Genomic DNA, 22,181 nt, shown 5'->3' on the forward strand with positions numbered 1-22,181 from the left:
AAGGCCAGGCGCAAAAAAACTCAGGCCACCGATTCTGGTAGCCTTTCCGCCCTGGAGCAAGCCATGCAAGACCTCGATCCCGTCGAAACCCAGGAATGGCTGGACGCCCTGGAGTCGGTTCTCGACAAAGAAGGCGAAGACCGCGCTCACTACCTGATGACCCGTATGGGCGAGCTGGCAACCCGCAGTGGTTCGCAGCTGCCATATGCCATCACCACGCCATACCGCAATACCATCCCCGTCACCCACGAAGCACGCATGCCTGGCGACCTGTTCATGGAACGCCGCATCCGCTCGCTGGTGCGCTGGAACGCGCTGGCCATGGTAATGCGTACAAACCTGAAAGACTCGGATCTGGGCGGCCACATCTCCAGCTTCGCCTCCAGCGCCACCCTGTATGACATTGGCTTCAACTACTTCTTCCAGGCCCCGACCGATGAACACGGCGGCGACCTGATCTTCTTCCAGGGTCACGCCTCGCCTGGCGTCTACGCCCGCGCCTTCATGGAAGGCCGCATCAACGAAGACCAGATGAACAACTTCCGTCAGGAAGTCGATGGCAATGGCCTGTCGTCGTACCCGCACCCTTGGTTGATGCCTGACTTCTGGCAGTTCCCGACCGTTTCGATGGGCCTGGGCCCAATCCAGGCGATCTACCAGGCACGCTTCATGAAGTACCTGGAAAGCCGCGGCTACATCCCTGAAGGCAAGCAGAAAGTCTGGTGCTTCATGGGCGACGGCGAGTGCGACGAGCCGGAATCCCTGGGCGCAATCGCCTTGGCAGGCCGCGAGAAGCTGGACAACCTGATCTTCGTCATCAACTGCAACCTGCAGCGCCTCGATGGCCCGGTTCGCGGCAACGGCAAGATCATCCAGGAACTCGAAGGCGTGTTCCGTGGCGGTGGCTGGAACGTCAACAAAGTCGTCTGGGGCCGTTTCTGGGACCCACTGCTGGCCAAGGACACCCACGGTATCCTGCAGCGCCGCATGGACGAAGTCATCGACGGCGAGTACCAGAACTACAAGGCCAAGGACGGCGCGTTCGTCCGTGAGCACTTCTTCAACACCCCGGAACTCAAGGCCATGGTCGAAGACCTGTCCGACGACGAGATCTGGAAGCTCAACCGTGGTGGTCACGACCCGTACAAGGTCTATGCGGCCTACCATCAGGCGGTCAACCACAAAGACCAGCCGACTGTCATCCTGGCCAAGACCATCAAGGGTTACGGTACCGGTGCAGGCGAAGCCAAGAACACCGCGCACAACACCAAGAAGGTCGACATCGACAGCCTGCGGCTGTTCCGCGACCGCTTCGACATCCCGGTCAAGGATGACGAGCTGGAAAATCTGCCGTTCTTCAAACCGGAAGAAGGCAGCGCCGAAGCCCGTTACCTGAGCGAGCGTCGTGCCGCCCTGGGTGGTTTCGTGCCTCAGCGTCGCGCCAAGAGCTTCAGCATCCCGACGCCGCCACTGGAAACCCTCAAGGCCATCCTGGACGGCTCGGGCGACCGCGAAATCTCCACCACCATGGCGTTCGTGCGGATCCTCGCGCAACTGGTCAAGGACAAGGAAATCGGCCAGCGCATCGTTCCGATCATCCCGGACGAAGCCCGTACCTTCGGTATGGAAGGCATGTTCCGCCAGCTGGGCATCTACTCCTCGGTCGGCCAGCTCTACGAGCCAGTCGATAAAGACCAGGTGATGTTCTACCGCGAAGACAAGAAGGGCCAGATCCTCGAGGAAGGCATCAACGAAGCAGGCGCCATGTCCTCCTTCATCGCTGCCGGTACCTCGTACAGCTGCCATAACCAGCCGATGCTGCCGTTCTACATCTTCTATTCGATGTTCGGCTTCCAGCGTATCGGCGACTTGGCCTGGGCCGCTGGCGACAGCCGCACCCGTGGCTTCCTGATCGGCGGTACCGCCGGCCGTACCACCCTCAACGGTGAAGGCCTGCAGCACGAAGACGGTCACAGCCACATGCTGGCCGCGACCATCCCGAACTGCCGCACCTACGATCCGACCTACGGCTACGAGCTGGCGGTGATCATTCAGGACGGCATGAAGAAGATGACCGAAGAGCAACAGGACGTCTTCTACTACATCACCGTGATGAACGAAGCCTACACCCAGCCAGCCATGCCGGCCGGTGTCGAGGAAGGCATCATCAAGGGTATGTACCTGCTCGAGGAAGACACCCGCGAAGCGGCGCACCACGTTCAGTTGATGGGCTCCGGTACCATCCTGCGTGAAGTCCGCGAAGCGGCGAAGATCCTGCGTGAAGAGTTCAACGTCGGTGCCGACGTCTGGAGCGTTACCAGCTTCAACGAACTGCGTCGCGACGGCCTGGCCGTAGAGCGCAGCAACCGCCTGCACCCTGGCCAGAAACCACAGCGTACCTACATCGAAGAGTGCCTGACTGGCCGTAAGGGCCCGGTCATTGCCTCCACCGACTACATGAAACTGTTCGCCGAGCAGATTCGTCAGTGGGTACCGAGCAAAGAATTCAAAGTCCTGGGTACCGATGGCTTCGGTCGCAGCGACAGCCGCAAGAAACTGCGTCACTTCTTCGAAGTCGACCGCAATTTCGTTGTGCTGGCTGCCCTGGAAGCCTTGGCTGACCGTGGCGATATCGAACCGAAAGTGGTGGCTGAAGCCATCGCCCGTTTCGGCATCGACCCGGAAAAACGCAACCCACTGGACTGCTGAGGAGTATTTCTAAGTGAGCGAACTCATTCGCGTACCTGACATCGGCAGCGGTGAAGGTGAAATCATTGAGCTGTTCGTCAAAGTTGGCGACCGCATTGAAGCAGACCAGAGCCTGCTGACCCTGGAGTCCGACAAGGCCTCCATGGAAATCCCGGCCCCGAAAGCCGGCGTGATCAAGGCACTGAAGGTCAAGCTGGGTGATCGCCTGAAAGAAGGCGACGAGCTGATGGAACTGGAAGTCGAGGGCGCCGCTGCGGCGCCTGAGGCTCCGGCCGCTGCGCCTGCAGCCGCCCCGGCACCTGTTGCAGCGCCAGTCGCTGCAGCTGCGCCAGCGGCTGCCCCTGCGGCTGCCACTGTTCAGGACATCCATGTTCCGGACATCGGCTCCTCGGGCAAGGCCAAGATCATCGAAGTACTGGTCAAGGTCGGCGACAGCGTCGAAGCTGACCAGTCGCTGATCACCCTGGAATCGGACAAGGCAAGCATGGAAATTCCATCGCCTGCCGCTGGCGTGGTCGAAGCGATCATTGCCAAGCTGGACGACGAAGTCGGCACTGGCGACCTGATTCTGAAGCTGAAGGTTGCAGGCGCAGCTCCGGCTGCGGCGCCTGCCCCTGCCAAGGCCGAAGCGGCTCCAGCAGCTCCAGCGGCCGCACCTGCTGCAGCACCAGTCGCAGCGGCCAAGGTTGAAGTAGCGCCAGTCGCAGCTCCAGCCGCCAACAACGGTGCCAAGGTTCACGCCGGTCCTGCCGTTCGTCAGCTGGCCCGCGAGTTCGGCGTCGAGCTGAGCGCTGTTTCGGCAAGCGGCCCGCACGGTCGTGTGCTCAAGGAAGACGTGCAGGCCTACGTCAAGGCCATGATGCAGAAGGCCAAGGAAGCTCCGGCCGCCGGTGCTACCGGTGGTGCAGGCATCCCGCCGATCCCGGAAGTCGACTTCAGCCGTTTCGGCGAAGTCGAAGAAGTGGCGATGACCCGTCTGATGCAGGTCGGTGCTACCAACCTGCACCGCAGCTGGCTGAACGTGCCTCACGTTACCCAGTTCGATTCGGCCGACATCACCGAACTGGAAGCCTTCCGTGTTGCACAGAAAGCCGTTGCCGAGAAAGCTGGCGTCAAGCTGACCGTGCTGCCACTGCTGCTCAAGGCCTGCGCACACCTGCTCAAGGAACTGCCAGACTTCAACAGCTCGCTGGCTCCAAGCGGCAAGGCCATCATCCGCAAGAAGTACGTGAACATCGGCTTCGCCGTGGACACCCCGGATGGTCTGCTGGTTCCGGTCATCAAGAACGTCGACCAGAAGAGCCTGCTGCAACTGGCTGGTGAGGCTGCGGCCCTGGCTGAAAAAGCCCGGACCAAGAAGCTCTCGGCTGACGACATGCAAGGCGCCTGCTTCACCATCTCCAGCCTCGGACACATTGGCGGCACCGGCTTCACGCCGATCGTCAACGCGCCGGAAGTGGCGATCCTTGGTGTCTCCAAGGCCACCATCCAGCCAGTCTGGGATGGTAAAGCCTTCCAGCCGAAGCTGATGCTGCCGCTGTCGCTGTCCTACGACCACCGCGTGATCAACGGCGCCGCAGCAGCACGCTTCACCAAGCGTCTGAGCGACCTGCTGGCCGACATCCGCACCATGCTGCTGTAATCGCTGTTCCCTGTCTCCCTCTGCCGGGGGAGACAGCCCCTTTTTCGAGCTGCCACGCTCGTACCTCAACCCCGCCAATTTGGCGGGGCTTTTTTTTGCCTGTTATTTGTGCTTTGCAATACACGCCAGTTGGATGATGTTATTCGACCCGGCTAATTGCGTACCTGTCCATTCTTCAATTCGGTGCAATTGCTCAGGGGACAGGTCATATACATAAATGGCATCTTCAGGCTCTTTCCAACCCATCAGAGCAACGAGCTCGGCTTGCCGAGCAAATGGGATTTCAACGGTTTTTAGGAGCTCTTCTGTTTCGCGATCAAACACTTCAATGACGTGATTCATTTCTCTACTGTCCTTGCCGGGTTCTCAGGCTTGGTTTGCTCGCCGATATTGGACCGTACTCCCCTTGTCGCGAAACTAGCAGGTGAACGGCGCCAAGCATGGGCAAAAGCATGCCTCGGTGGAAATTCGGCCCCCTCAAACCAAACAAGGCCCACGCCCATTAACTTCAGAAACTGTCGATCCGGCCGATAACCTGAAAAGTCGTAACCTCGTGTTGCGCTTGTAAGCCAGCACGGCATGATGCAACCTTGCGGGACGCATTTTTCCACGAGTTCCAGGCCACTGCGCATTCGTACTTTTGAAGCGAGCTCTCCATGAAAAGCCAACCCGATGCCGCCAGCCGTATGGTGGCCGAGGTAGTGACGCAATTGCCCGTGCCTTCGCGGCTCGGGATGCTGCGTTTCGAGCGGCTGAATGAAGCCAGTTGGGCCATGCTGTTTCTCGATCCAGGCTGCGAACGCCAATTCGGCATACCCGCTGTCGACCTCTGCGCGCTGATCGGCTCCCCTTACGCGAGCCTGATGGAGCCTGAGGCGCGCTACAAACTGCATGACACGATTGAGCTGCAGCTGAGCCAGCGCAGCCATTACCTGGTGCGCTACACGCTGCATACAAGCGAAGGGCCACTGCACCTGCTGGAAGTCGGCGAGGCTTACAAACAGCACAATCGCCAGCTGCTGCGCGGGTATCTGCTGGTGATCGACGGGCAGCCGGGCGATAGCCCTGAGCTTTCGGCCAACGAACTGGAAAACCGTAACAACCGCTTGCAGATCGCCCTGCAACTCAACCAGCAAGCGCAGCAGGAACAACTTGAGCACCTCGAGCGGGTACGTGCCCAGCAAGACCTGATCCTGCGCCTGGCCCGTCAGCGCTACAGCGCAGACAACTCGCTGCAGGAAGCTGCCGAACTGATTACCCGCAGCGCCTGCGAGATCTACAAGGTCGACTGTGCAAGTATCTGGAACCTGGAAGACCAACGCCTGGTACCCATCTCGGCCTACTACCGCGAAACCCAGGAATACCGCTTGCCCGAGGCGCTCGAAATCAGCCGGTTTCCCAACTACCTTGAGGCCCTGCACACCAGCCGCGCCATCGACGCCCACAACGCCAACCACGACCCGCGCACACGCGAACTGGTTGATCACCTGCGTCAGCGCAACATCAGCGCCATGCTCGATGCCAGTATCCGCATCGATGGCCAGGTAGTCGGTGTGCTGTGCCTGGAGCACGGCGGCTCGACACGCACCTGGCAGTCGGATGAGCTGGCGTTTGCCGGTGAGCTGGCCGACCAGTTTGCTCAGGTCATCAACAACCACAACCGCCGTACCGCCACCAGCGCACTGCACCTGTTCCAACGCGCCGTGGAGCAAAGCGCCAACGCCTTCCTGCTGGTCAACCGCGATGGCGTGGTCGAATACGTAAACCCCAGTTTCACGGCGATCACCCAGTACAGCGCCGAAGAGGTTCATGGCCACCGGCTGTCAGAGCTGCCGGCCCTGGAAAACCTCAACGACCTGCTCTTCGATGCGCCCTCCAGCCTGGCCATGAACAACAGCTGGCAAGGCGAGTTCAAGAGCCGACGCAAGAACCTCGAACCGTACTGGGGGCAGTTGTCGATTTCCAAGGTCTATGGCGATAACCGCGAACTGACCCACTACATCGGCATCTACGAAGACATCACCCAGAGCAAGCTGGCACAACAGCGCATTGAACGCCTGGCCTACACCGACAACCTGACCACCCTGGGCAACCGCCCTTCGTTCATCCGCAACCTCGACGAACGCTTTACCAGCGACAGCGACCGCAAGATCAGCCTGTTGCTGGTGGACATCGACAACTTCAAGCGGATCAACGACAGCCTCGGCCATCAGACGGGTGACAAACTGCTGATCAGCCTGGCCCGGCGCCTGCGCAACAGCCTGAGCCCCGGTGGCAGCCTGGCGCGGTTTGCCAGTAACGAATTTGCCGTACTGCTCGACGATACCGACATGGAGGGTGGCCAGCAGGTTGCCCAACAGTTGCTCAAGACCCTCGACAAGCCACTCTTTGTCGATAACCAGCTGATCAACGTCACCGCGTCGGTCGGCCTGGCCTGCGCACCGCTGCACGGGCGTGATCCACAAACCCTGATGAAGAACGCCGGGCTTGCGTTGCACAAGGCCAAGGCCAATGGCAAGCACCAGGTCCAGGTCTTCACCGAAGCGCTCAACGCCGAAGCCAGTTACAAACTGTTCGTCGAAAACAACCTGCGTCGTGCGCTGACCCAAAACGAACTGGAAGTGTTCTATCAGCCTAAACTCTGCCTGCGCAGCGGTCGCCTGCTGGGCATGGAGGCGCTGCTGCGCTGGAACCACCCGGAAAAGGGCATGATCCGCCCAGACCAGTTCATCAGTGTCGCCGAAGAAACCGGCCTGATCATTCCAATCGGCAAGTGGATCGCGCGTCAGGCCTGCCGCATGAGCCAGGAACTCGCAAGTGAAGGCCTCGGCAACCTGCAGGTGGCAATCAACCTGTCACCCAAGCAGTTCTCCGACCCGGACCTGGTTGCCTCGATAGCCAAGATCCTCAAGGAAGAAGCCCTGCCGCCACATCTGCTGGAACTGGAGCTGACCGAGGGCCTGTTGCTCGAAGCCACTGAAGACACTCACCGTCAGCTCGACGAGCTCAAGCAGTTGGGCCTGACCCTGGCCATGGACGACTTCGGTACCGGCTACTCGTCCCTGAGCTACCTGAAGAAGTTTCCGATCGACATCATCAAGATCGACCGCAGCTTCATCAACGAAATTCCCGACAACCAGGACGACATGGAAATCACGTCGGCGGTGGTCGCCATGGCTCACAACCTCAAGCTCAAGGTGGTTGCCGAGGGCATCGAGACCGCTGCGCAACTGGCATTCCTGCGCAGGCACCGTTGCGATGTCGGCCAAGGCTACCTGTTCGACCGGCCAATCTCCGGTCACGAGTTGGTGGACAAGCTCAAGCGCTATCCGCGTGGCCCAATCGCCTGACAGCCGCGTAACACTCGGGCACACTACAGGTCTAAGCCTTATCGACGCCGCTAGGCGGCCGTCCCATCTGACAAGAGGAGTGGGTTCATGGTCTTGCGCTCTGAAATCCTGGTAAACAAAAGCAATCTACCGACTGAAGAACAGGCCCTGCCGGGTCGCGAGCAACCAGTGACCGTCCCCGAGAAGCACTTCGTCAACGGCAATCCACTGCTTGGGCCATTCCCAGGCAATGTGGAATTCGCCATTTTCGGCCTGGGCTGTTTCTGGGGCGCAGAGCGCCGTTTCTGGCAGCGCGAGGGTGTGTACAGTACATCGGTAGGTTATGCCGGTGGCTTCACACCGAACCCGACCTACGAGGAAGTCTGCTCAGGCCTGACCGGCCACACTGAAGTCGTGCTGGTTGTCTATGAGCCGGAAACCGTCAGCTACCAGGAACTGCTGGCAATGTTCTGGGAACTGCATGACCCAACGCAGGGGATGCGCCAGGGCAATGACATCGGCACGCAATACCGTTCGGTGATCTATACCACTATCCCTAGCCAGCTGGAGCAGGCCCTGGCCAGCAAGGAAGTGTTCCAGGCCGAACTGACCAAGGCCGGCCTGGGCACCATCACCACCGAAATTGCCGAAGCCCCGACCTTGTATTTCGCTGAGGCCTACCACCAGCAGTACCTGGCCAAGAACCCGGATGGTTACTGCGGCATCGGCGGTACTGGCATCTGCATGCCGCCCAGCCTGCAAAACAACTGAGGAATCGACATGTCCGCACCGAGCATGACGTTGTTTTATTCGCCGTTTTCGCCGTTCGTACGCAAGATCATGGTCTTGCTGCATGAAACCGGGCAACTGGACCGGGTTGCGCTGCAGAGCGTCAACATCAGCCCGACCCAGCCCGACGCGACGCTGAACCAGGGCAACCCGGCCGGGAAAATCCCGGCCCTGCGCCTGGCAGACGGCTCGGTGCTGCATGACAGCCGAGTGATTTTCGAGTACCTCGACCTGCAGCATGTCGGCAACCCGCTGATTCCGCGTGAGGGTTCCTCACGCTGGCAGCGCCTGACCGTTGCCTCACTGGCCGATGCAATCGCCGAGTCTGCCGTCCTGACGCGCTACGAGACCTTCCTGCGCCCGGAAGAAAAGCGCTGGGATGCCTGGATCGACGCGCAACAGGAGAAAATCCGCCGAGGCCTGGCCCAACTGGAAGAGGCGCACATCGCCGAACTCAGCGCCGCGTTCGATGTAGCCGCCATTGGTGTCGCCTGTGCCCTGGGCTACATCGACCTGCGCATGCCGCAGTTCGGCTGGCGCGATGCTCAGCCGAAACTGGCGGCCTGGTACGCTGAAGTCAGCCAGCGGCCATCACTCCGGGCCACTGAACCGCCCAAGGCCTGATCGACGGCCTGCCTGCGATGCAATACGGGTGGGAGCAGGTCTTGCCTGCGATGCAGACGCCGCACACTCACGGCCCCCATCAATCCCATCGCAGGCAAGCCTGCCTCAACAAAAGCCTCGCATGACTGCGGGCACGCTCCTGATCGAACAGCCTGGCGATTTTCATCGCCAGCACTGTCCCTGCACAACGCTCCTCACGCAGGCCGCTCATTGCAGCTTGCCCTGCCCTACCCGGTACCAATCCAGGCGCCGGGTCAGGATCATGAACACACCCAGCAGGCCAAACAGCAGCAGCGACCCCATCAGCAGCGCGTAGTCTTCTGCGCTGAGCAAGCCATAGAGCATGCCGTACAGCACTGCCAACCCCACACTGAAGCTCAGCGCACGGCCCAGGCTGTGCAAGACATGGCTCAGGTAGAAACCAATCAACAACACACAGGCACTGGCCGAAATCGCATAGGCCGGACCAAAGCCCACGTGCTCGGACAACGACAGCAACAGCAGGTAGAAGAACGCCAGGGCAACCCCCACCAACAAGTACTGGATCGGGTGAACACTGAGGCTTTTCAGCACCTCGAAGAGGAAGAAACCGGCAAAGGTCAGGGCAATGAACAACAACGCATACTTGATCGCCCGTTCACTCTTGAGGTACTGGTCCACCGGGTCGATGAAGCTCACGCCAAAAGCACGCTCCTTGAACTCCAGGCAAGACTCGCTATTCACACACTGGCTCAAAGCGTCTTCCATGTTGGTGGAAAAGAACGAGGTTTTCCAATTGGCAGTGAAGCTCTGGCTGTCGATCAGACGACTGCTCGGCAGGTAGTTACCGACAAAACTGGGGTGTGGCCAGTTGGCTGCCATGGTCACATTGCTGCTTCTCCCAACCGGCAAGACTTGCAGTTTCCCGGTGCCTTGCAGGCTCAGGTCGAAGGCGTAGTTCAGAACAACCTCATTGCTACTATCCAGCGCTGGCAGTGCCACATGCACCCCGGCACTCAGCCAGCTCAGGCCTGTGCCCGGCTGGAAATCCATCAATTGGCCGTTCAGGTCCAGCTTCAGGCCTTTCTCGATACCGCGGATGTCGCTGATCGCCACCGCCAGGAACGGTGCATCGAAGGTGTAGTCCTCAAAATCGCTGCCCAACCCCAGCTTCACCGGGATCTGGAACTGCCCGCTGATACGGTTTTCAGCGTGGTACAGGCGTGCTTCATAGATGCCACGCGAGCGCAGTTCAGTGTCAATCCTGGCGTTCAGGTCGAAGGTTTCCGGCAGAAAATACAGGTGACCGTTGACCGTTTTCACGTCCTGATAAAGCGCGCCACCACCCTCCGGGGTCTTCCATTGGCGCTCAATCTTGCGGTACGGCACCACCAGTAACGGGCCGCTGAGGGTCTGGCTGAAGCTGGAGCTCTGGGCAATTTCCCGCACTACGCCGTCGCGCAGTTCCTGACGCTCCTGGATCAGCCCGCCAATCATCAGCAACGGCACCAGCAACAACACAATCAAAAAGGCGATAGCGCCCAGTTTCACGCTTAGGTTTCGGTTCATGCTCAAGGCTCCGGTTTCGATGCCACAGAGTGTGTGTCAGCGTTATGGAGCCTTGAGGGAGCGTATGTGGAGACACTGTGTAGATGCGGTGAAGCTTCAGTTCAAACGGTTGGCCGGCAGCCACAGGCGAACCCGCACGCCACCCTCGACATTGCCAACGTCCAACGTGCCGCCGTGCAACTGCAGCACTTCCTCGACAAAGTTCAGCCCAAGACCGGTGCTCTTGCGCCCAGTGCTCGGCCGCGGCAAGGAATAGAAGCGCTCACTCAGGCGCCCCAGCGCATAATCGGGAATCGCCTCGCCCTGGTTGAACAGGCTCAAGGCGACACGCGGCCCATCCCGCTCCAGTTCGAACAGCAACACCCCGCCTGGTGGCGTGAAATCCAGTGCGTTATCCAGCAGGTTGGCGATAGCCTGGTGCATCAGGAACGGCTCGCAGAGCAACTGCAGGTCGTGCGGCAAGCGCTGCCGCACCTGTAGGCCGGCACTCTCGATACGGGCACTGTGGGCCAGTAACAAGTCGTCGACCATCCGCGCCAGTGGCACCCAATCCTGCGCATCAAGGCTTTGCAGCTGTTCGACCTGAGCAAGGTTGAGCAGCCGCTCGATCAGTTGCTGCATACGTGCGCTTTCGCTTTCTATATTGCCGGCGAAGCGTTGGCGTTGTGCCTCAGGCATGGGCCCTTGAAGCAACTCGCTGGCACCACGAATAGCCGCCAGCGGGCTTTTCAATTCGTGGGTCAAGGTGTGTACATAGCGCTCGACATACGCTTTGCCTTCAAGCTGAGTACGCATCCGCTCAACCGCCCCGGCCAGTTGCGCCAACTCGCCACCGCGGTAGTGTGGCAGCTCCGCACGCTCACCCTCGCTGACGGCCAGGGCATAACGGGTGAGGCGCCGCAATGAAGTCGCCAACCACCAGGACAGCCCCGCCCCCACCAGCAACCCGAGGGCGATCAGACCAATACCCAGGTACAGCAAACGGCGTTCGGAGCGGTCGATGTAGGGCTGCAGCGAGCTGTTGGGCTTGGCCACCGTGACCACACCAATGATCTTGCCGTTATCCAGAATCGGCGCACCGACATGCATCACCGACGATGCCGGATCGTCCGGGTCGCTGCGGGTCGAACGGGCACCGTATTGCCCGCGCAGGGTCAGGTAGACATCGTTCCAGCGCGAATAGTCCTGGCCCACCGCCAGATCACTGGAGTCGAGCAGCACGATACCCTTGGCATCCGTCACGTAGATACGGTGGTTGACCTCCGTCTTGGGCAACCCCCAGATCTGCGCTTGCGGCTGACGCTGGCCATACGCCTGGAGCACCTGTGGCAACTGGCTCTGGCCCAAGGTGCCGGCCTTGACGTCGGCACGCAGGATTTCAGCCAGCAGGTTGGCAGTGTCCACCAGGGTTTCCTCGGCCGACTGACGTACACCGGGGCGAATCTCCTCGCGCACGGTATTGATCAGAAAGTAGCCGGTCAGGCCGACAAACAGGAAGTAGACCAGGAAAATCCGTATCCCCAGGCGCATCAGCTATGGCTCGGGCTGTAGCTGTAACCCAGCCCGCGGTGGGTCTGGATCGGCTCTGCCTCGCCAGCCACCTGACGCAACTTGGCCCGCACGCTCTTGATGTGGGTATCGATACTGCGCTCATACCCGGCATCGGCCGCGACACCGACGGCGTCGAGCAACTGCTCGCGACTGAAAACCCGTTCTGGTTGCTCCAGCAGGCACTGCAACAGGCGGAACTCGTGACGAGTCAGGCTCAGCGGCTGACCACGGTAATTGATCTGCATACGCACGGTGTCGAGCACAAAGGGCTCAAGGCTGCCCAACGCCTCGGTGCGTGGTGCCATGCGTTTGAGAATCGCCCGAACCCGGGCCGCGACTTCACGCGGGCTGAAGGGTTTGACCACATAATCATCGGCACCGATCTCCAGCCCGACCACACGGTCGATCTCACCATCGCGGGCGCTGAGAAACATCACCGGCACCTCACTGAAACGACGCAACTGGCGACAGGTTTCAAAGCCACTGATGTCCGGCAGGCCGATATCCAGAATTACCAGATCGGCCGGGCGCAGCCGTTGCTGCTCCAGCGCGGCGCTGCCCAAGGCCACCCATTCAGTGCTGTGACCTTCGCCCTGCAGGGCGTAGATCAGGGTATCGGCAATGGCCGCTTCGTCTTCGACAATCAAGATATGGGGCATGGCATCCAGGCCTGGCGGTAATCGGTCGCCCCTTGTAAGAGATTCAGGTGTGCCTGACAAGGCCCATTGATTGAGAACCTCTGCGCATACAGCCCCCCCACAACGCGCATGCCGCTCCAGCAATGCGTTTCAGAAGACAGAACACGGCAGCATCCCCATGGGCCAGTGCCCGAGAAGCCTGGACGCTAACAGATCTCCTTAGGAGGTGGCTGTAGGACCGTTCTGAAACTCCGTTGCTTGCACGAGGGCCAGCGTTGCCGGCGATAGGGTCGCGGTGGTGTCAGCCATTAACCCTGCGTCCTATCGCCGGCAAGGCCGGCTTGTACAAGGCTAGACTATCAACACGCCGGCTTGCCGGCCGTGAAGCGCCGTGCCGGGTTCACCGCTGCGCCAAGTTCGCGCAGGGCTTTGGCACCGATCAGCAACGGGTAGTTGAAGCTACTGCGGTCAGCAAGGTTCACCTCAACGGTGCGCTTGGTATCGCCAAGGCACACCTCAAGGTCGATCACTGGGCGCTTGGTCACATCGACGCCTTCGCCACCATCGTCCTCTTCTTCCGCACGGTTCTTGATTTTGCTCATGCGCGCCAGCTTGTGCTCGTAGACCTTGCCATCTGAATCCTTGGTGGCCAGGCGGAAGCGCACCCAATCCTCACCGTTGCGCTGGAAGCGCTCGATGTCCTTGGCCGACAGAGACGCGGTCAATGCCCCGGTGTCCATCTTGGCCTTCAGGGTTTCGCCGATCTCCGGCAAGGCGATGTATTCATAACGGCCATACAGGGTCGGCTCGGCAGCCATCACCGGCAGGGCCAACAGGGAAAGCAGTGCAAGTAAGGGTTTCACCAGGCGGGCTTCCTTGAAAAAGACAGTGGTTAGACTGCCGAGGCAGCATAGGTTCGGTGTAACAGGGTATTAAAGACGATGTGAAACATTTGTCTGTCTGGACCGGGCCGCCATATTTGGCGTAAACCCCGCGTCTGCTTATCATTACCGACCGCTTAGCCAAGAATAAGAGTTTTTTATGCGCCGCCTGCTGACCGGCAGTCTCGTGACCCTACTGCTATTGCTCAACACCCTGGTGCTGATTGGCCCCCTCACCGTATTTGCCCTGCTCAAGCTGGTGCTCCCAGGCCACTACCGCGATTACGCCTCAACGGCGGTGAAGTGGATTGCCGAAACCTGGGCCGAAATCGACAAACTGATCTTCGCGTTGTGCATCCCGACCCAATGGGACGTGCGAGGTACAGCCGACTTGCGCCTGGACACCTCGTACCTGGCCGTCAGTAACCATCAGACCTGGGTCGATATTCCGGCGTTGATCCAGGCCTTGAACCGGCGCATTCCGTTCTTCAAGTTCTTCCTGAAAAAGGAGCTGATCTGGGTGCCGTTACTGGGCCTGGCCTGGTGGGCGCTGGACTACCCGTTCATGAAGCGCTACAGCAAGGCCTTCCTCGCCAAGCACCCGCACCTCAAGGGCCATGACCTGGAAATCACCAAGGCCGCCTGCGAGCTGTTCAAGCGCCAGCCGGTCACTGTGGTCAATTATCTGGAAGGCACCCGGTTCAGCGAAGCCAAGCGCCTCGAACAGCACTCCCCCTTCCGCCACTTGCTCAAGCCCAAGGCAGGCGGTGTTGCATTCGTGCTGGCTGCACTGGGCGAGCAACTCGACGCCCTACTCGACGTCACGCTGGTCTACCCCGGGGATAAAGCACCCGGCTTCTGGGACCTGCTCAGCGGTTCAGTGCCCAAGGTGATCATCGATATACAGGTGCGCGAGCTTGATCCCGCCCTGTGGGCCGGCGACTACGAGAACGACCCTATGTTCCGCCAGACGATACAGGACTGGGTCAACCAGCTCTGGCACGACAAGGACGCCCGCATCGAGGCCCTGCGCGCCGAGCTGCGCGGATTCAACCGATGATCGCGTGGGGCAGGAAGCGGCTACTGTCCTTGGTGATCAGCGAGTTGTCCTCGCGAATACCGATACCGGCCGGTTGATCACCGACCATCCAGCTGCCGATTACCGTGTAGTTGTCACCAAAGCGTGGCAACGCCTGGAACTGTTGGATGATGCTCGGCCCGCCGCCATACGGGCCGTCTTCGACGATGCGCTGCCCCTGGCCGGTATGAATCTCCACGTTCGCCCCCTCACGGGAAAAGAACGGCTTGCGCACCCAACCCTTTTCCAACGGCGTGGCCGGTGTCGGCTCGATAAACGCCGGCAGCAGGTTCGGGTGGCCCTCGTGGCACTCCCAGAGCAACGCCAACATGCCCTTGTTGGAAAGGATCGCTTTCCACGGCGGCTCGACGAACAGGGTACCGCTGCCAGCAATGGCCGGGCCGAACGGGTCGTTGAAGATCTCTTCCCAAGGGTAGAGCTTGAACAAGCTTGGAATCGGCGCGCCGAGCGCATCGACAAACTGCCCGCCCCGGCTCAGGCCGATGTCTTCCATGTCGACCAGACGCGCATCAAGCCCGGAACCGGCGGCGATATCGCGCAAGTACTCCACCGTTCCACGGTCTTCCACCGAGCCCTTCACCGAGGCGAAATAGAAGGGTTCCGCAAAGCGATTGGCCGTCATTACCTGAGTCAGTTTCTCTTCCAGGCTGTTGAACTGGTCGGCATCGCCAGGCAATACACCACGGCGCATCTGCTCCTCCAGCCAGAGGTACTGGAAGAAACTCGCCTCGTACAACGAGGTAGGCGTGTCGTAGTTGGCTTCCAACAATTTGGCCGGCCCAGAACCGTCATAGCAGAGGTCCATGCGCCCATAAAAATGTGGGTGCCCATCGCGCCAGGAACGGCGAATCAGCTCACGGTAGGCTGACGGGATCGCCAAACGGTCAAGCAAGACGTCGCTGTCCACCACCTCGGCCACCAGCGCCATGCACAGCTCATGCAACACACGGGTCGGCTCTTCCAGGTCATCCTCGATCTGCCGCAGGCTGAACTGGTAATAGGCGCTTTCATCCCAGTACGGCTCGCCGTCAAAGGTATGGAAATTGAAGCCGAAATGCTCGGCGGTGGCTTTCCAGCCCGGGCGCGGGGTAACCGCTATACGCTTCATCCACGCACCTCAGGAGCTAAAGCCACCGCGCGCCGATGCACGCGATACAAAACCAGTGTGACTGCCGATGGCGAATGGCCGGGGCGATGGTGCCAATGCTGTGGGGTGGAGCGCACTGCCAGCCGGCACGGTCGCCGGGTGGGCACCGTCCAGCCCATGCGGCAGGGAACTGAAGGGAGTCGACGTCGAGTGGTTCGGATCAAGCCCGGCGTACTGGTTGCCTGCGGCGACCTGCTCGGTCAACGAAGTGACCTTGAACGCATTGCGGCCATCACGCTCGTGGTAGATCGCCTCAGTGGAGTAATGCGGCTCGGTGTCGGTGTAGTCATAGAATCGGGTACTGCCCGTCGACGTCCAGCCAGCGCCTGAGGTGTCGTCATTACCATCGGCATACACCTGCCGGTCGACGGTCAAGGCGAACCCTTCCATCCGTGGCACGAAATTGCCGGCAAAGTTACGCGTATCGCACTCTTGGAAAACCGCCTCACAGGCCTCCAGGCTCACGAAGCGCGGCGCATTGGCGTAATGGTGCTGTTGCGCACCCAACCAGGCCTGCAGACAGACCTGGCGGTTGATCCCGGCCATGGCGCAATAGTCGACGTCCTGAAAGCGCTTCACCTCGCTGACCACACGAGTCGGTCGTTCGCCACAGGCAGACAGCACCAGCGGCAGACTGCCCAGTGCAATCAGCCGTACACGTTTACTGCGTTTCATCGCGGCGCTCCCTGATCAGGCGGCGGGGGTCATGCAGGCGGCATTGAGCAGCCCGATACTGATCGAGACAGCGGCCAGCAGGATGGCCGAGGCCATCTCCTGACGGGCAATGCGCTCGGCCATGCCTTTGACACAGCGGTTCACCACCACGAATGCCAGCAATTGCACCACAGCGGCGATCACCGCCCAGAGCAGGAAGTCCAGCAGCGAGATGGAGTGCGAGATAGCACTGGCCACCGGAATGGCAAAGCCCACCAGCGCACCAGCCAGGGCAACAGCGGCAGGCGTGTTGCCTTCGCAAATCAGGCGCAGTTCGTTATAGGGCGTAAGGCGGGTATAGATCAGCGCATAGAGCGCGAACAGCGCAGCCGCGCCCCCCATGTAGACGACGAAACCGAGCACGGCCTCGGCCGGCAGGGACATCTTCAAAGCATCCATGAACATTGCGGTTACCTATCCTTGTAAAACGGCTCGGGAGGCTACCACAGCCCCCCTCACTCGCAAACCGCGTCAGCCGGTCAGGCCGAAGGCAGCGCCGCCTGGCTGCCCCAGATGTTGCCCAGGTTCTGCAACAGTGAATTGGCCACGCCTTGCTGGCCAAGGAACTGCAGCAACAGCGGGGCGAATTGGCCGATCAGGCCGGTGTCCATGCCCAACAGATTGAAGGCATTGTTCAGGTCGTTGGTGTCTTTGACATTGCCCAAGGCATTGCTCAGCGCCGATTGCTGGCCGTCGCTCTTGCCCATCAGCGCGATCAAGCCATTCAAGCCGCCCAGCGCGTTGTCACCGGTAAGCAGGCCGAGGCCGGGGACGGCTTGGGTCAACTGCGAGAACTCGTCGCCACTCAGTTGGTTTTTCGCCAGGCCAAGCAAGGCCCCCGTGCCACCCACGGCTTGTTCGGGGGTGATGCTCAACTGGCTGCCCAGGGTGTTGAGCAGGTTCGCCGACGCAGGCGCAGCAATGACGGCAGGGCCCTCGCTGTCGGTGCCCTGCATGGCCGAAACGGCATTGGCGGCATCGCTGAGGTTAAAGGCAAAGACCGGGCTGGCGGCCAGGGTCATCAGGGTTACCAGGGCAAAGCGCTTCATCGAATGACCTCTTGAGCCTTAACGGCGGGAAACGGTCATTTGACTGACCGGCCACAGGATTGTTCCGTACTGATTGACCGCCAGTGGTCGGGTGTTCTCAGCCTGAGCGTTCGCTTATGGCGCGCGCCTCGATCCCGTCGAGCAAGGCATCGACCAGGCCCTTGGCCATCTCAACCGAATGCATCGTGGACCAGAGAAAGCCCTTGGCCGAATCGTCGGCGGTTTCGCTGGCCTGATGGGCAGTGTCGTAGGCACCACGCAGGAACAGAGAGACATGCACCAGCGCGTCATGGGGTTCGATACCGGGGCGTACGAGGAACATCGGGTCGTGGCCGGCACCGCAGAGGCCGAAAAGTGTATTGGCGGTTGGGGCAAGGGTTTCGTGGGGTGGATCTGGAACGATTTTCTTCATGGAAAGCTCCCATTACGGTTGAGCTGGACACATCCCGTTTCCACACGAAGAGGTGGCAGCTGTACGCGGGGTGGAAAACCAGGGTAATGGGTAACCCGGCAGACCCGAAGGTCTCCCACGTACAGCCGCCATAACGACAGCCACCACATTACCGGTCCGGGTTTCCACGCCCGTTCGCCGAATTGTCAGCGACACAAGCAGCGTAGGTGGGCAACATTTCCAAGACAAGCCAATGGGTGCCGACAGCGTTCGTAGGATATTTCCTAGAACAGGTGATCTGCCAGCAATTTCAATTTCATGCCCTCAGGCACTATCGCAGCGCTCATGCAGTACCTGAGGAAGCAGGCATGCCTGCGATGGTTTCGTGGGGTGGATCTGGAACGACGTTCTTCATGGAAAGCTCCTGATGCAGGTGTGGCTGCAACCTTCCGTTTCTACACGAAGAGGTGGCAGCTGTACGCGGGGTGGAAAACCGGATGCATCAGGTAACCCCGGCAGACCCGAAGGCCTCCCACGTACAGCCGCCATAACTAAAGCCACCACATTACCAGTCCGGGTTTCCACGCCCGTTCGCCGAATTGTCAGCGACACGGGCAGCGTAGGTAGGCAACATTTCCAAGACAAGCCAATGGGTGCTGACAGCGTTCGTAGGATGTTTCCTAAAACGGGTTATCTGTCAGCAATTTCAATTTAATGCCCTCAGGCACTATCGCAGGCAAGCCTGCTCCCACAGGAAAAGCAGTGTTCTCTGTAAGCCCAAGGTATTCAGAGCCAGACGGCATCCCAATGAGGGTAGTCGCCAATTTTTTGAACCAGCCCGGCGCGCAGTGGGTTGGCGACGATATAGCGAGCAATGGCCCGGATATCCTCTTCGCGCCGCAATGCCCGGTCATGGAAGCCCACTTGCCATAGCCGCCCCGAACGTAGGCAAGCCCTGTTTATTGCACAGGTGCTTCGCGACTTGAGCTGTCGCATTACACTGCTCAACGTTGCCTGTTGCAGTTCCATCAGCCAATGGAAGTGATCGGGCATTACCACCCAGGCAAGTGATCGCGCAGTGCTTTCCTGTTGTGCGTGGCGGAACTCCGCGACCAACAGTCGAGCAAGCCTCCAGTCTGTGAGGATAGGTGTTCGATGCTCTGTGACGCTGGTCAACAGATACAGCCTGCCAGGTTCGGAAACCCTACCACGGCGAAGGCGATGGGAGCTTGGACGGTCCATGTCTATCTCCTTGGAAGTCATGACTCAAGGTAGATGGCAGAGGATTTACGGGGAGGGCATCAATGGCACTGGATGTTTCTGGACAAAGGCATCGCAGGCAAGCCTTTTGTGGGAGCAGGCTTGCCTGCGATGGCTTCGCGCCTGCAGCGCCACAGGGTTTGGGCTTTAAATGCCACCCCCCGCTAAAAAGCGGGGGGTGGCAGGAGGGGGAATGATCAGGCGGCGCTGAACAGTTTGTGCGGGTCGATCACGAATTTCTTCGGCACGCCGGCATCGAACTCGCCATAACCTTCCGGCGCCTGATCCAGGCTGATGACTTGCACACCCACCACCTCAGCGATGTTGATGCGGTCCCACATGATGGCCTGCATCAAGGCGCGGTTGTATTTCATCACCGGGGTCTGGCCGGTGTGGAAGCTATGGGACTTGGCCCAACCAAGACCAAAGCGAATGCTCAGGCTGCCGATCTTCGCTGCGGCATCCACGGCGCCCGGGTCTTCGGTGACGTAGAGGCCAGGGATACCGATCTTGCCGGCTACCCGCACCACACCCATCAACGAGTTCAGCACCGTGGCCGGCGCTTCGTGCTGGGCACCGGAATGGCCGTGACCACGGGCTTCGAAGCCCACCGCATCCACCGCACAGTCCACTTCTGGCTCACCCAGCAGGTTGGCGATCTGTTCGTGCAGCGGGGTGTCCTGGGACAAGTCAGCGATCTCGAAACCCTGGGCCTTGGCGTGCGCCAGACGTACCGGGTTCACGTCACCGACGATGACCACCGCCGCACCCAGCAGGCGCGCCGAAGCCGCTGCCGCCAGGCCGACCGGGCCGGCACCGGCGATGTACACCGAACTGCCCGGCCCAACGCCTGCGGTGACCGCACCGTGGTAACCGGTTGGCAGGATGTCCGAAAGGCAGGTCAGGTCGCGGATCTTCTCCATGGCCTTGTCACGGTTCGGCAGTTTCAGCAGGTTGAAGTCGGCATAGGGCACCAGCACGTACTCGGCCTGGCCGCCGGTCCAGTCACCCATGTCCACGTAGCCGTAAGCACCGCCGGCCCGTGCCGGGTTGACCGTCAGGCAGACGCCGGTGTGTTGTTCCTTGCAGGAGCGGCAACGACCGCAGGCAACGTTGAACGGTACCGAAACCAGATCACCAATCTGCAGGTTCTCGACATCACGGCCCTTCTCGATCACCTCGCCGGTGATCTCATGCCCCAGTACCAGGCCGACCTGGGCGGTGGTACGGCCGCGCACCATGTGCTGGTCGGAGCCACAGATATTGGTCGACACTACCCGCAGGATGACACCGTGCTCGATCTTGCGGCCTCGCGGGTCCTGCATTTTCGGATAGGGGATTGTTTGTACCTCGACCTTACCGGCGCCGAGATACACCACACCACGATTACCAGACATGCTTTCACCTCGCTGATTGTTTTTATGTAGCGGTGCAAAGTGCGCTGCCGGGAGGCAGCGCTGAGTTACTGGATTTCTTTGTGAGCAGCAGTGTTCGTCAGAGCACTACCGTGCGGTTGGCGTTCAAAAACACCCGCCGCTCAATGTGGTAACCCACCGCCCGGGCCAGGGTCAGGCATTCGATGTCGCGGCCTTTGGCGATGAGGTCTTCGGGATAATGGCTGTGATCGACCGCTTCGACGCCCTGGGCAATGATCGGGCCTTCGTCGAGGTCGTTGTTGATGTAGTGCGCCGTGGCACCTACCAGTTTCACACCCTTGTTGTAGGCCTGGTGATAAGGCTTGGCGCCTTTGAAGCCGGGCAGCAGGGAGTGGTGGATATTGATCGCCCAGCCATCGAGCTTGCGGCACAACTCTGGCGACAGCACCTGCATGTAGCGGGCGAGAATCACCAGCTCTGCACCGGACGCCTCGATGACCTGCAAGACCTTGCGCTCTTGCGCCGGCTTGTCATGGGGATCAAGGGCAAAGTGGTAGTACGGAATACGGTGCCACTGGGCCAGCGGTTCCAGGTCCGGGTGGTTGGAAATCACCGCCACCACGTCCATGGACAGTTGGCCTATACGCTGGCGATAGAGCAAGTCGTTCAGGCAGTGGTCGGCCTTGGAGACCATGATCACGACCTTAGGGCGGTGGTTCGGTGCCGTCAGCTCGAAGACCATGCCGAAGGCCTCACCGCGCTCGGTCAGGCCCGTGCGGAAAGCGGCTTCGTCAAAGTCATCAGGCTGGCGGAACTCCACGCGAATGAAAAACCGCCCGGACAACCGGTCATCGAACGAGTGGTGTTCGGTGACGTAGCAGCGCTGCTCGTAGAGGTAACGCGTCACCGCATCCACAGTGCCGAGCATGCTCGGGCAGTCGGCGGTGAGAATCCAGGTATCCGGGGCTCGGCTCATGCTAACGCTCCTGTCAGGTTCAGGCCTGGATGCTCAAGCCATATTCTGCGGCGGCATCCTGCAACCACAGCCACCAGTAATCGGAGAAACTGCGACGAATCAGCAGTTCCCAGGTGTCTTCGCTGCTGCGACGGATCACCAGTTGCGACTTGGCGAACACCGTACTGACGGCCTTGCCGACCGGAAAATTGTTCGGGTGCACGTCGTAGCTGGTGGACTTCATCAGCACTTCACGTACATTCGGGCCGCTCAGCTCCAGCAGGGTCTGGCCGCCGCTGACGTTGACCACCTGGATGTGCTGGTCCTTGAGGGCCTCACGCAGTTTTTGCTCGACGGCAAACTCCTGGCCACCCGGGACGATCAACAGCCACTCATCCGGGCCGAGCCATTGCAGCGACATGTCGCCATTGGCGACCACGGTCAGGGCCACTGGCAGCTCAAGGCCGATGGCCTTGAAT

Annotated in this window: 20 protein-coding genes; 6 read left to right on the plus strand and 14 right to left on the minus strand. The window is 60.3% G+C overall.

Features of this window, described 5'->3' with window-relative positions; genetic code table 11:
* Window positions 1–63 precede the first annotated feature (63 nt).
* Window positions 64–2,709: a pyruvate dehydrogenase (acetyl-transferring), homodimeric type gene (gene aceE, locus IE038_RS17840; RefSeq protein WP_189396029.1), complete on the plus strand. Its 2,646-nt coding sequence runs from the start codon at window positions 64–66 to the stop codon at window positions 2,707–2,709.
* A 13-nt stretch (window positions 2,710–2,722) separates the two neighbouring features.
* A complete protein-coding gene (aceF, locus tag IE038_RS17845; protein WP_189396030.1) occupies window positions 2,723–4,351 on the plus strand; it encodes a dihydrolipoyllysine-residue acetyltransferase in 1,629 nt (542 codons plus the stop codon).
* A 102-nt stretch (window positions 4,352–4,453) separates the two neighbouring features.
* Here aceF and IE038_RS17850 read toward each other — a convergent pair whose 3' ends face one another.
* Window positions 4,454–4,693 carry a DUF7683 domain-containing protein gene (locus IE038_RS17850; RefSeq protein WP_163934968.1) on the minus strand — a complete coding sequence of 80 codons (240 nt, stop codon included), beginning with the start codon at window positions 4,691–4,693 and terminating at the stop codon, window positions 4,454–4,456.
* 314 nt (window positions 4,694–5,007) lie between these two features.
* On the opposite strand from IE038_RS17850, the gene IE038_RS17855 reads away from it, so the two are divergent.
* The 3 genes from IE038_RS17855 to IE038_RS17865 all read left to right on the plus strand — a co-directional run bounded on the left by IE038_RS17855 (window position 5,008) and on the right by IE038_RS17865 (window position 9,093).
* The gene (locus IE038_RS17855; RefSeq protein ID WP_189396031.1) at window positions 5,008–7,701 is read left to right on the plus strand and encodes a putative bifunctional diguanylate cyclase/phosphodiesterase; all 2,694 of its coding nucleotides are present in this window, start codon (window positions 5,008–5,010) and stop codon (window positions 7,699–7,701) included.
* An 87-nt stretch (window positions 7,702–7,788) separates the two neighbouring features.
* Window positions 7,789–8,451, plus strand: a complete 663-nt coding sequence (gene msrA / locus IE038_RS17860) for a peptide-methionine (S)-S-oxide reductase MsrA (protein WP_163934970.1) — start codon at window positions 7,789–7,791, stop codon at window positions 8,449–8,451.
* A 9-nt stretch (window positions 8,452–8,460) separates the two neighbouring features.
* Complete coding sequence (locus IE038_RS17865; RefSeq protein WP_189396032.1) at window positions 8,461–9,093, plus strand: glutathione S-transferase; 633 nt, start codon at window positions 8,461–8,463, stop codon at window positions 9,091–9,093.
* Window positions 9,094–9,300: 207 nt separating this feature from the next.
* Here IE038_RS17865 and creD read toward each other — a convergent pair whose 3' ends face one another.
* The 4 genes from creD to rloA2 all read right to left on the minus strand — a co-directional run bounded on the left by creD (window position 9,301) and on the right by rloA2 (window position 13,693).
* Window positions 9,301–10,641 (minus strand): cell envelope integrity protein CreD, encoded by a 1,341-nt coding sequence (gene creD, locus IE038_RS17870; RefSeq protein ID WP_189396033.1) that lies wholly within the window; start codon window positions 10,639–10,641, stop codon window positions 9,301–9,303.
* Between the two features lie 96 nt (window positions 10,642–10,737).
* Complete coding sequence (gene creC / locus IE038_RS17875; RefSeq protein WP_163939666.1) at window positions 10,738–12,171, minus strand: two-component system sensor histidine kinase CreC; 1,434 nt, start codon at window positions 12,169–12,171, stop codon at window positions 10,738–10,740.
* The gene (gene creB / locus IE038_RS17880) at window positions 12,171–12,851 is read right to left on the minus strand and encodes a two-component system response regulator CreB (RefSeq protein ID WP_163939668.1); all 681 of its coding nucleotides are present in this window, start codon (window positions 12,849–12,851) and stop codon (window positions 12,171–12,173) included. Before creB ends, creC begins: the two co-directional genes overlap by 1 nt.
* 338 nt (window positions 12,852–13,189) lie before the next feature.
* On the minus strand, window positions 13,190–13,693 hold the full coding sequence (gene rloA2, locus IE038_RS17885; RefSeq protein ID WP_163939670.1) for a retropepsin-like aspartic peptidase RloA2: 504 nt from the start codon (window positions 13,691–13,693) through the stop codon (window positions 13,190–13,192).
* A 178-nt stretch (window positions 13,694–13,871) separates the two neighbouring features.
* On the opposite strand from rloA2, the gene yihG reads away from it, so the two are divergent.
* Window positions 13,872–14,771: a 1-acylglycerol-3-phosphate O-acyltransferase, YihG family gene (gene yihG / locus IE038_RS17890; RefSeq protein ID WP_163939672.1), complete on the plus strand. Its 900-nt coding sequence runs from the start codon at window positions 13,872–13,874 to the stop codon at window positions 14,769–14,771.
* Here the strand turns inward: yihG and IE038_RS17895 are convergent.
* The 9 genes from IE038_RS17895 to IE038_RS17935 form a co-directional block, all read right to left on the minus strand.
* Complete coding sequence (locus tag IE038_RS17895) at window positions 14,761–15,918, minus strand: glutathionylspermidine synthase family protein (protein ID WP_163939674.1); 1,158 nt, start codon at window positions 15,916–15,918, stop codon at window positions 14,761–14,763. The two genes, yihG and IE038_RS17895, sit on opposite strands and share 11 nt — an antisense overlap.
* 9 nt (window positions 15,919–15,927) lie before the next feature.
* Entirely contained in the window at window positions 15,928–16,632 is a 705-nt protein-coding gene (locus IE038_RS17900; RefSeq protein ID WP_189396034.1) for a DUF1190 domain-containing protein, read from the minus strand.
* A gap of 15 nt (window positions 16,633–16,647) precedes the next feature.
* Window positions 16,648–17,076: a DUF350 domain-containing protein gene (locus IE038_RS17905; RefSeq protein WP_163939897.1), complete on the minus strand. Its 429-nt coding sequence runs from the start codon at window positions 17,074–17,076 to the stop codon at window positions 16,648–16,650.
* A gap of 74 nt (window positions 17,077–17,150) precedes the next feature.
* On the minus strand, window positions 17,151–17,720 hold the full coding sequence (locus tag IE038_RS17910) for a DUF2780 domain-containing protein (protein ID WP_163939898.1): 570 nt from the start codon (window positions 17,718–17,720) through the stop codon (window positions 17,151–17,153).
* A 97-nt stretch (window positions 17,721–17,817) separates the two neighbouring features.
* Window positions 17,818–18,132, minus strand: coding sequence for a DUF3077 domain-containing protein (locus IE038_RS17915; protein ID WP_163939899.1), 315 nt, complete (start codon window positions 18,130–18,132; stop codon window positions 17,818–17,820).
* Window positions 18,133–18,897: 765 nt separating this feature from the next.
* On the minus strand, window positions 18,898–19,353 hold the full coding sequence (locus IE038_RS17920) for an REP-associated tyrosine transposase (protein WP_163939942.1): 456 nt from the start codon (window positions 19,351–19,353) through the stop codon (window positions 18,898–18,900).
* A gap of 215 nt (window positions 19,354–19,568) precedes the next feature.
* Complete coding sequence (gene fdhA / locus IE038_RS17925; RefSeq protein ID WP_189396035.1) at window positions 19,569–20,768, minus strand: formaldehyde dehydrogenase, glutathione-independent; 1,200 nt, start codon at window positions 20,766–20,768, stop codon at window positions 19,569–19,571.
* 97 nt (window positions 20,769–20,865) lie between these two features.
* The gene (gene purU, locus IE038_RS17930) at window positions 20,866–21,723 is read right to left on the minus strand and encodes a formyltetrahydrofolate deformylase (RefSeq protein WP_189396036.1); all 858 of its coding nucleotides are present in this window, start codon (window positions 21,721–21,723) and stop codon (window positions 20,866–20,868) included.
* Window positions 21,724–21,742: 19 nt separating this feature from the next.
* Window positions 21,743–22,181 (minus strand): sarcosine oxidase subunit gamma (locus IE038_RS17935; RefSeq protein WP_189396037.1); only part of this gene is annotated, 439 nt, incomplete at its 5' end.

The organism is Pseudomonas laurentiana (assembly GCF_014648275.1).
Taxonomy (GTDB): Bacteria; Pseudomonadota; Gammaproteobacteria; order Pseudomonadales; family Pseudomonadaceae; genus Aquipseudomonas; species Aquipseudomonas laurentiana.

Bases quoted from the DNA above. Each gene is read 5' to 3' on its own strand.
- IE038_RS17910 (WP_163939898.1), bottom strand. From the start codon at position 17,720: ATGAAGCGCTTTGCCCTGGTAACCCTGATGACCCTGGCCGCCAGCCCG.
- IE038_RS17915 (WP_163939899.1), bottom strand. From the start codon at position 18,132: ATGAAGAAAATCGTTCCAGATCCACCCCACGAAACCCTTGCCCCAACC.
- msrA (WP_163934970.1), top strand. From the start codon at position 7,789: ATGGTCTTGCGCTCTGAAATCCTGGTAAACAAAAGCAATCTACCGACT.
- IE038_RS17850 (WP_163934968.1), bottom strand. From the start codon at position 4,693: ATGAATCACGTCATTGAAGTGTTTGATCGCGAAACAGAAGAGCTCCTA.
- IE038_RS17905 (WP_163939897.1), bottom strand. From the start codon at position 17,076: ATGTTCATGGATGCTTTGAAGATGTCCCTGCCGGCCGAGGCCGTGCTC.
- fdhA (WP_189396035.1), bottom strand. From the start codon at position 20,768: ATGTCTGGTAATCGTGGTGTGGTGTATCTCGGCGCCGGTAAGGTCGAG.
- yihG (WP_163939672.1), top strand. From the start codon at position 13,872: ATGCGCCGCCTGCTGACCGGCAGTCTCGTGACCCTACTGCTATTGCTC.
- creD (WP_189396033.1), bottom strand. From the start codon at position 10,641: ATGAACCGAAACCTAAGCGTGAAACTGGGCGCTATCGCCTTTTTGATT.
- IE038_RS17895 (WP_163939674.1), bottom strand. From the start codon at position 15,918: ATGAAGCGTATAGCGGTTACCCCGCGCCCGGGCTGGAAAGCCACCGCC.
- purU (WP_189396036.1), bottom strand. From the start codon at position 21,723: ATGAGCCGAGCCCCGGATACCTGGATTCTCACCGCCGACTGCCCGAGC.
- creC (WP_163939666.1), bottom strand. From the start codon at position 12,171: ATGCGCCTGGGGATACGGATTTTCCTGGTCTACTTCCTGTTTGTCGGC.
- IE038_RS17855 (WP_189396031.1), top strand. From the start codon at position 5,008: ATGAAAAGCCAACCCGATGCCGCCAGCCGTATGGTGGCCGAGGTAGTG.
- aceE (WP_189396029.1), top strand. From the start codon at position 64: ATGCAAGACCTCGATCCCGTCGAAACCCAGGAATGGCTGGACGCCCTG.
- creB (WP_163939668.1), bottom strand. From the start codon at position 12,851: ATGCCCCATATCTTGATTGTCGAAGACGAAGCGGCCATTGCCGATACC.
- IE038_RS17900 (WP_189396034.1), bottom strand. From the start codon at position 16,632: ATGAAACGCAGTAAACGTGTACGGCTGATTGCACTGGGCAGTCTGCCG.
- IE038_RS17865 (WP_189396032.1), top strand. From the start codon at position 8,461: ATGTCCGCACCGAGCATGACGTTGTTTTATTCGCCGTTTTCGCCGTTC.
- IE038_RS17920 (WP_163939942.1), bottom strand. From the start codon at position 19,353: ATGGACCGTCCAAGCTCCCATCGCCTTCGCCGTGGTAGGGTTTCCGAA.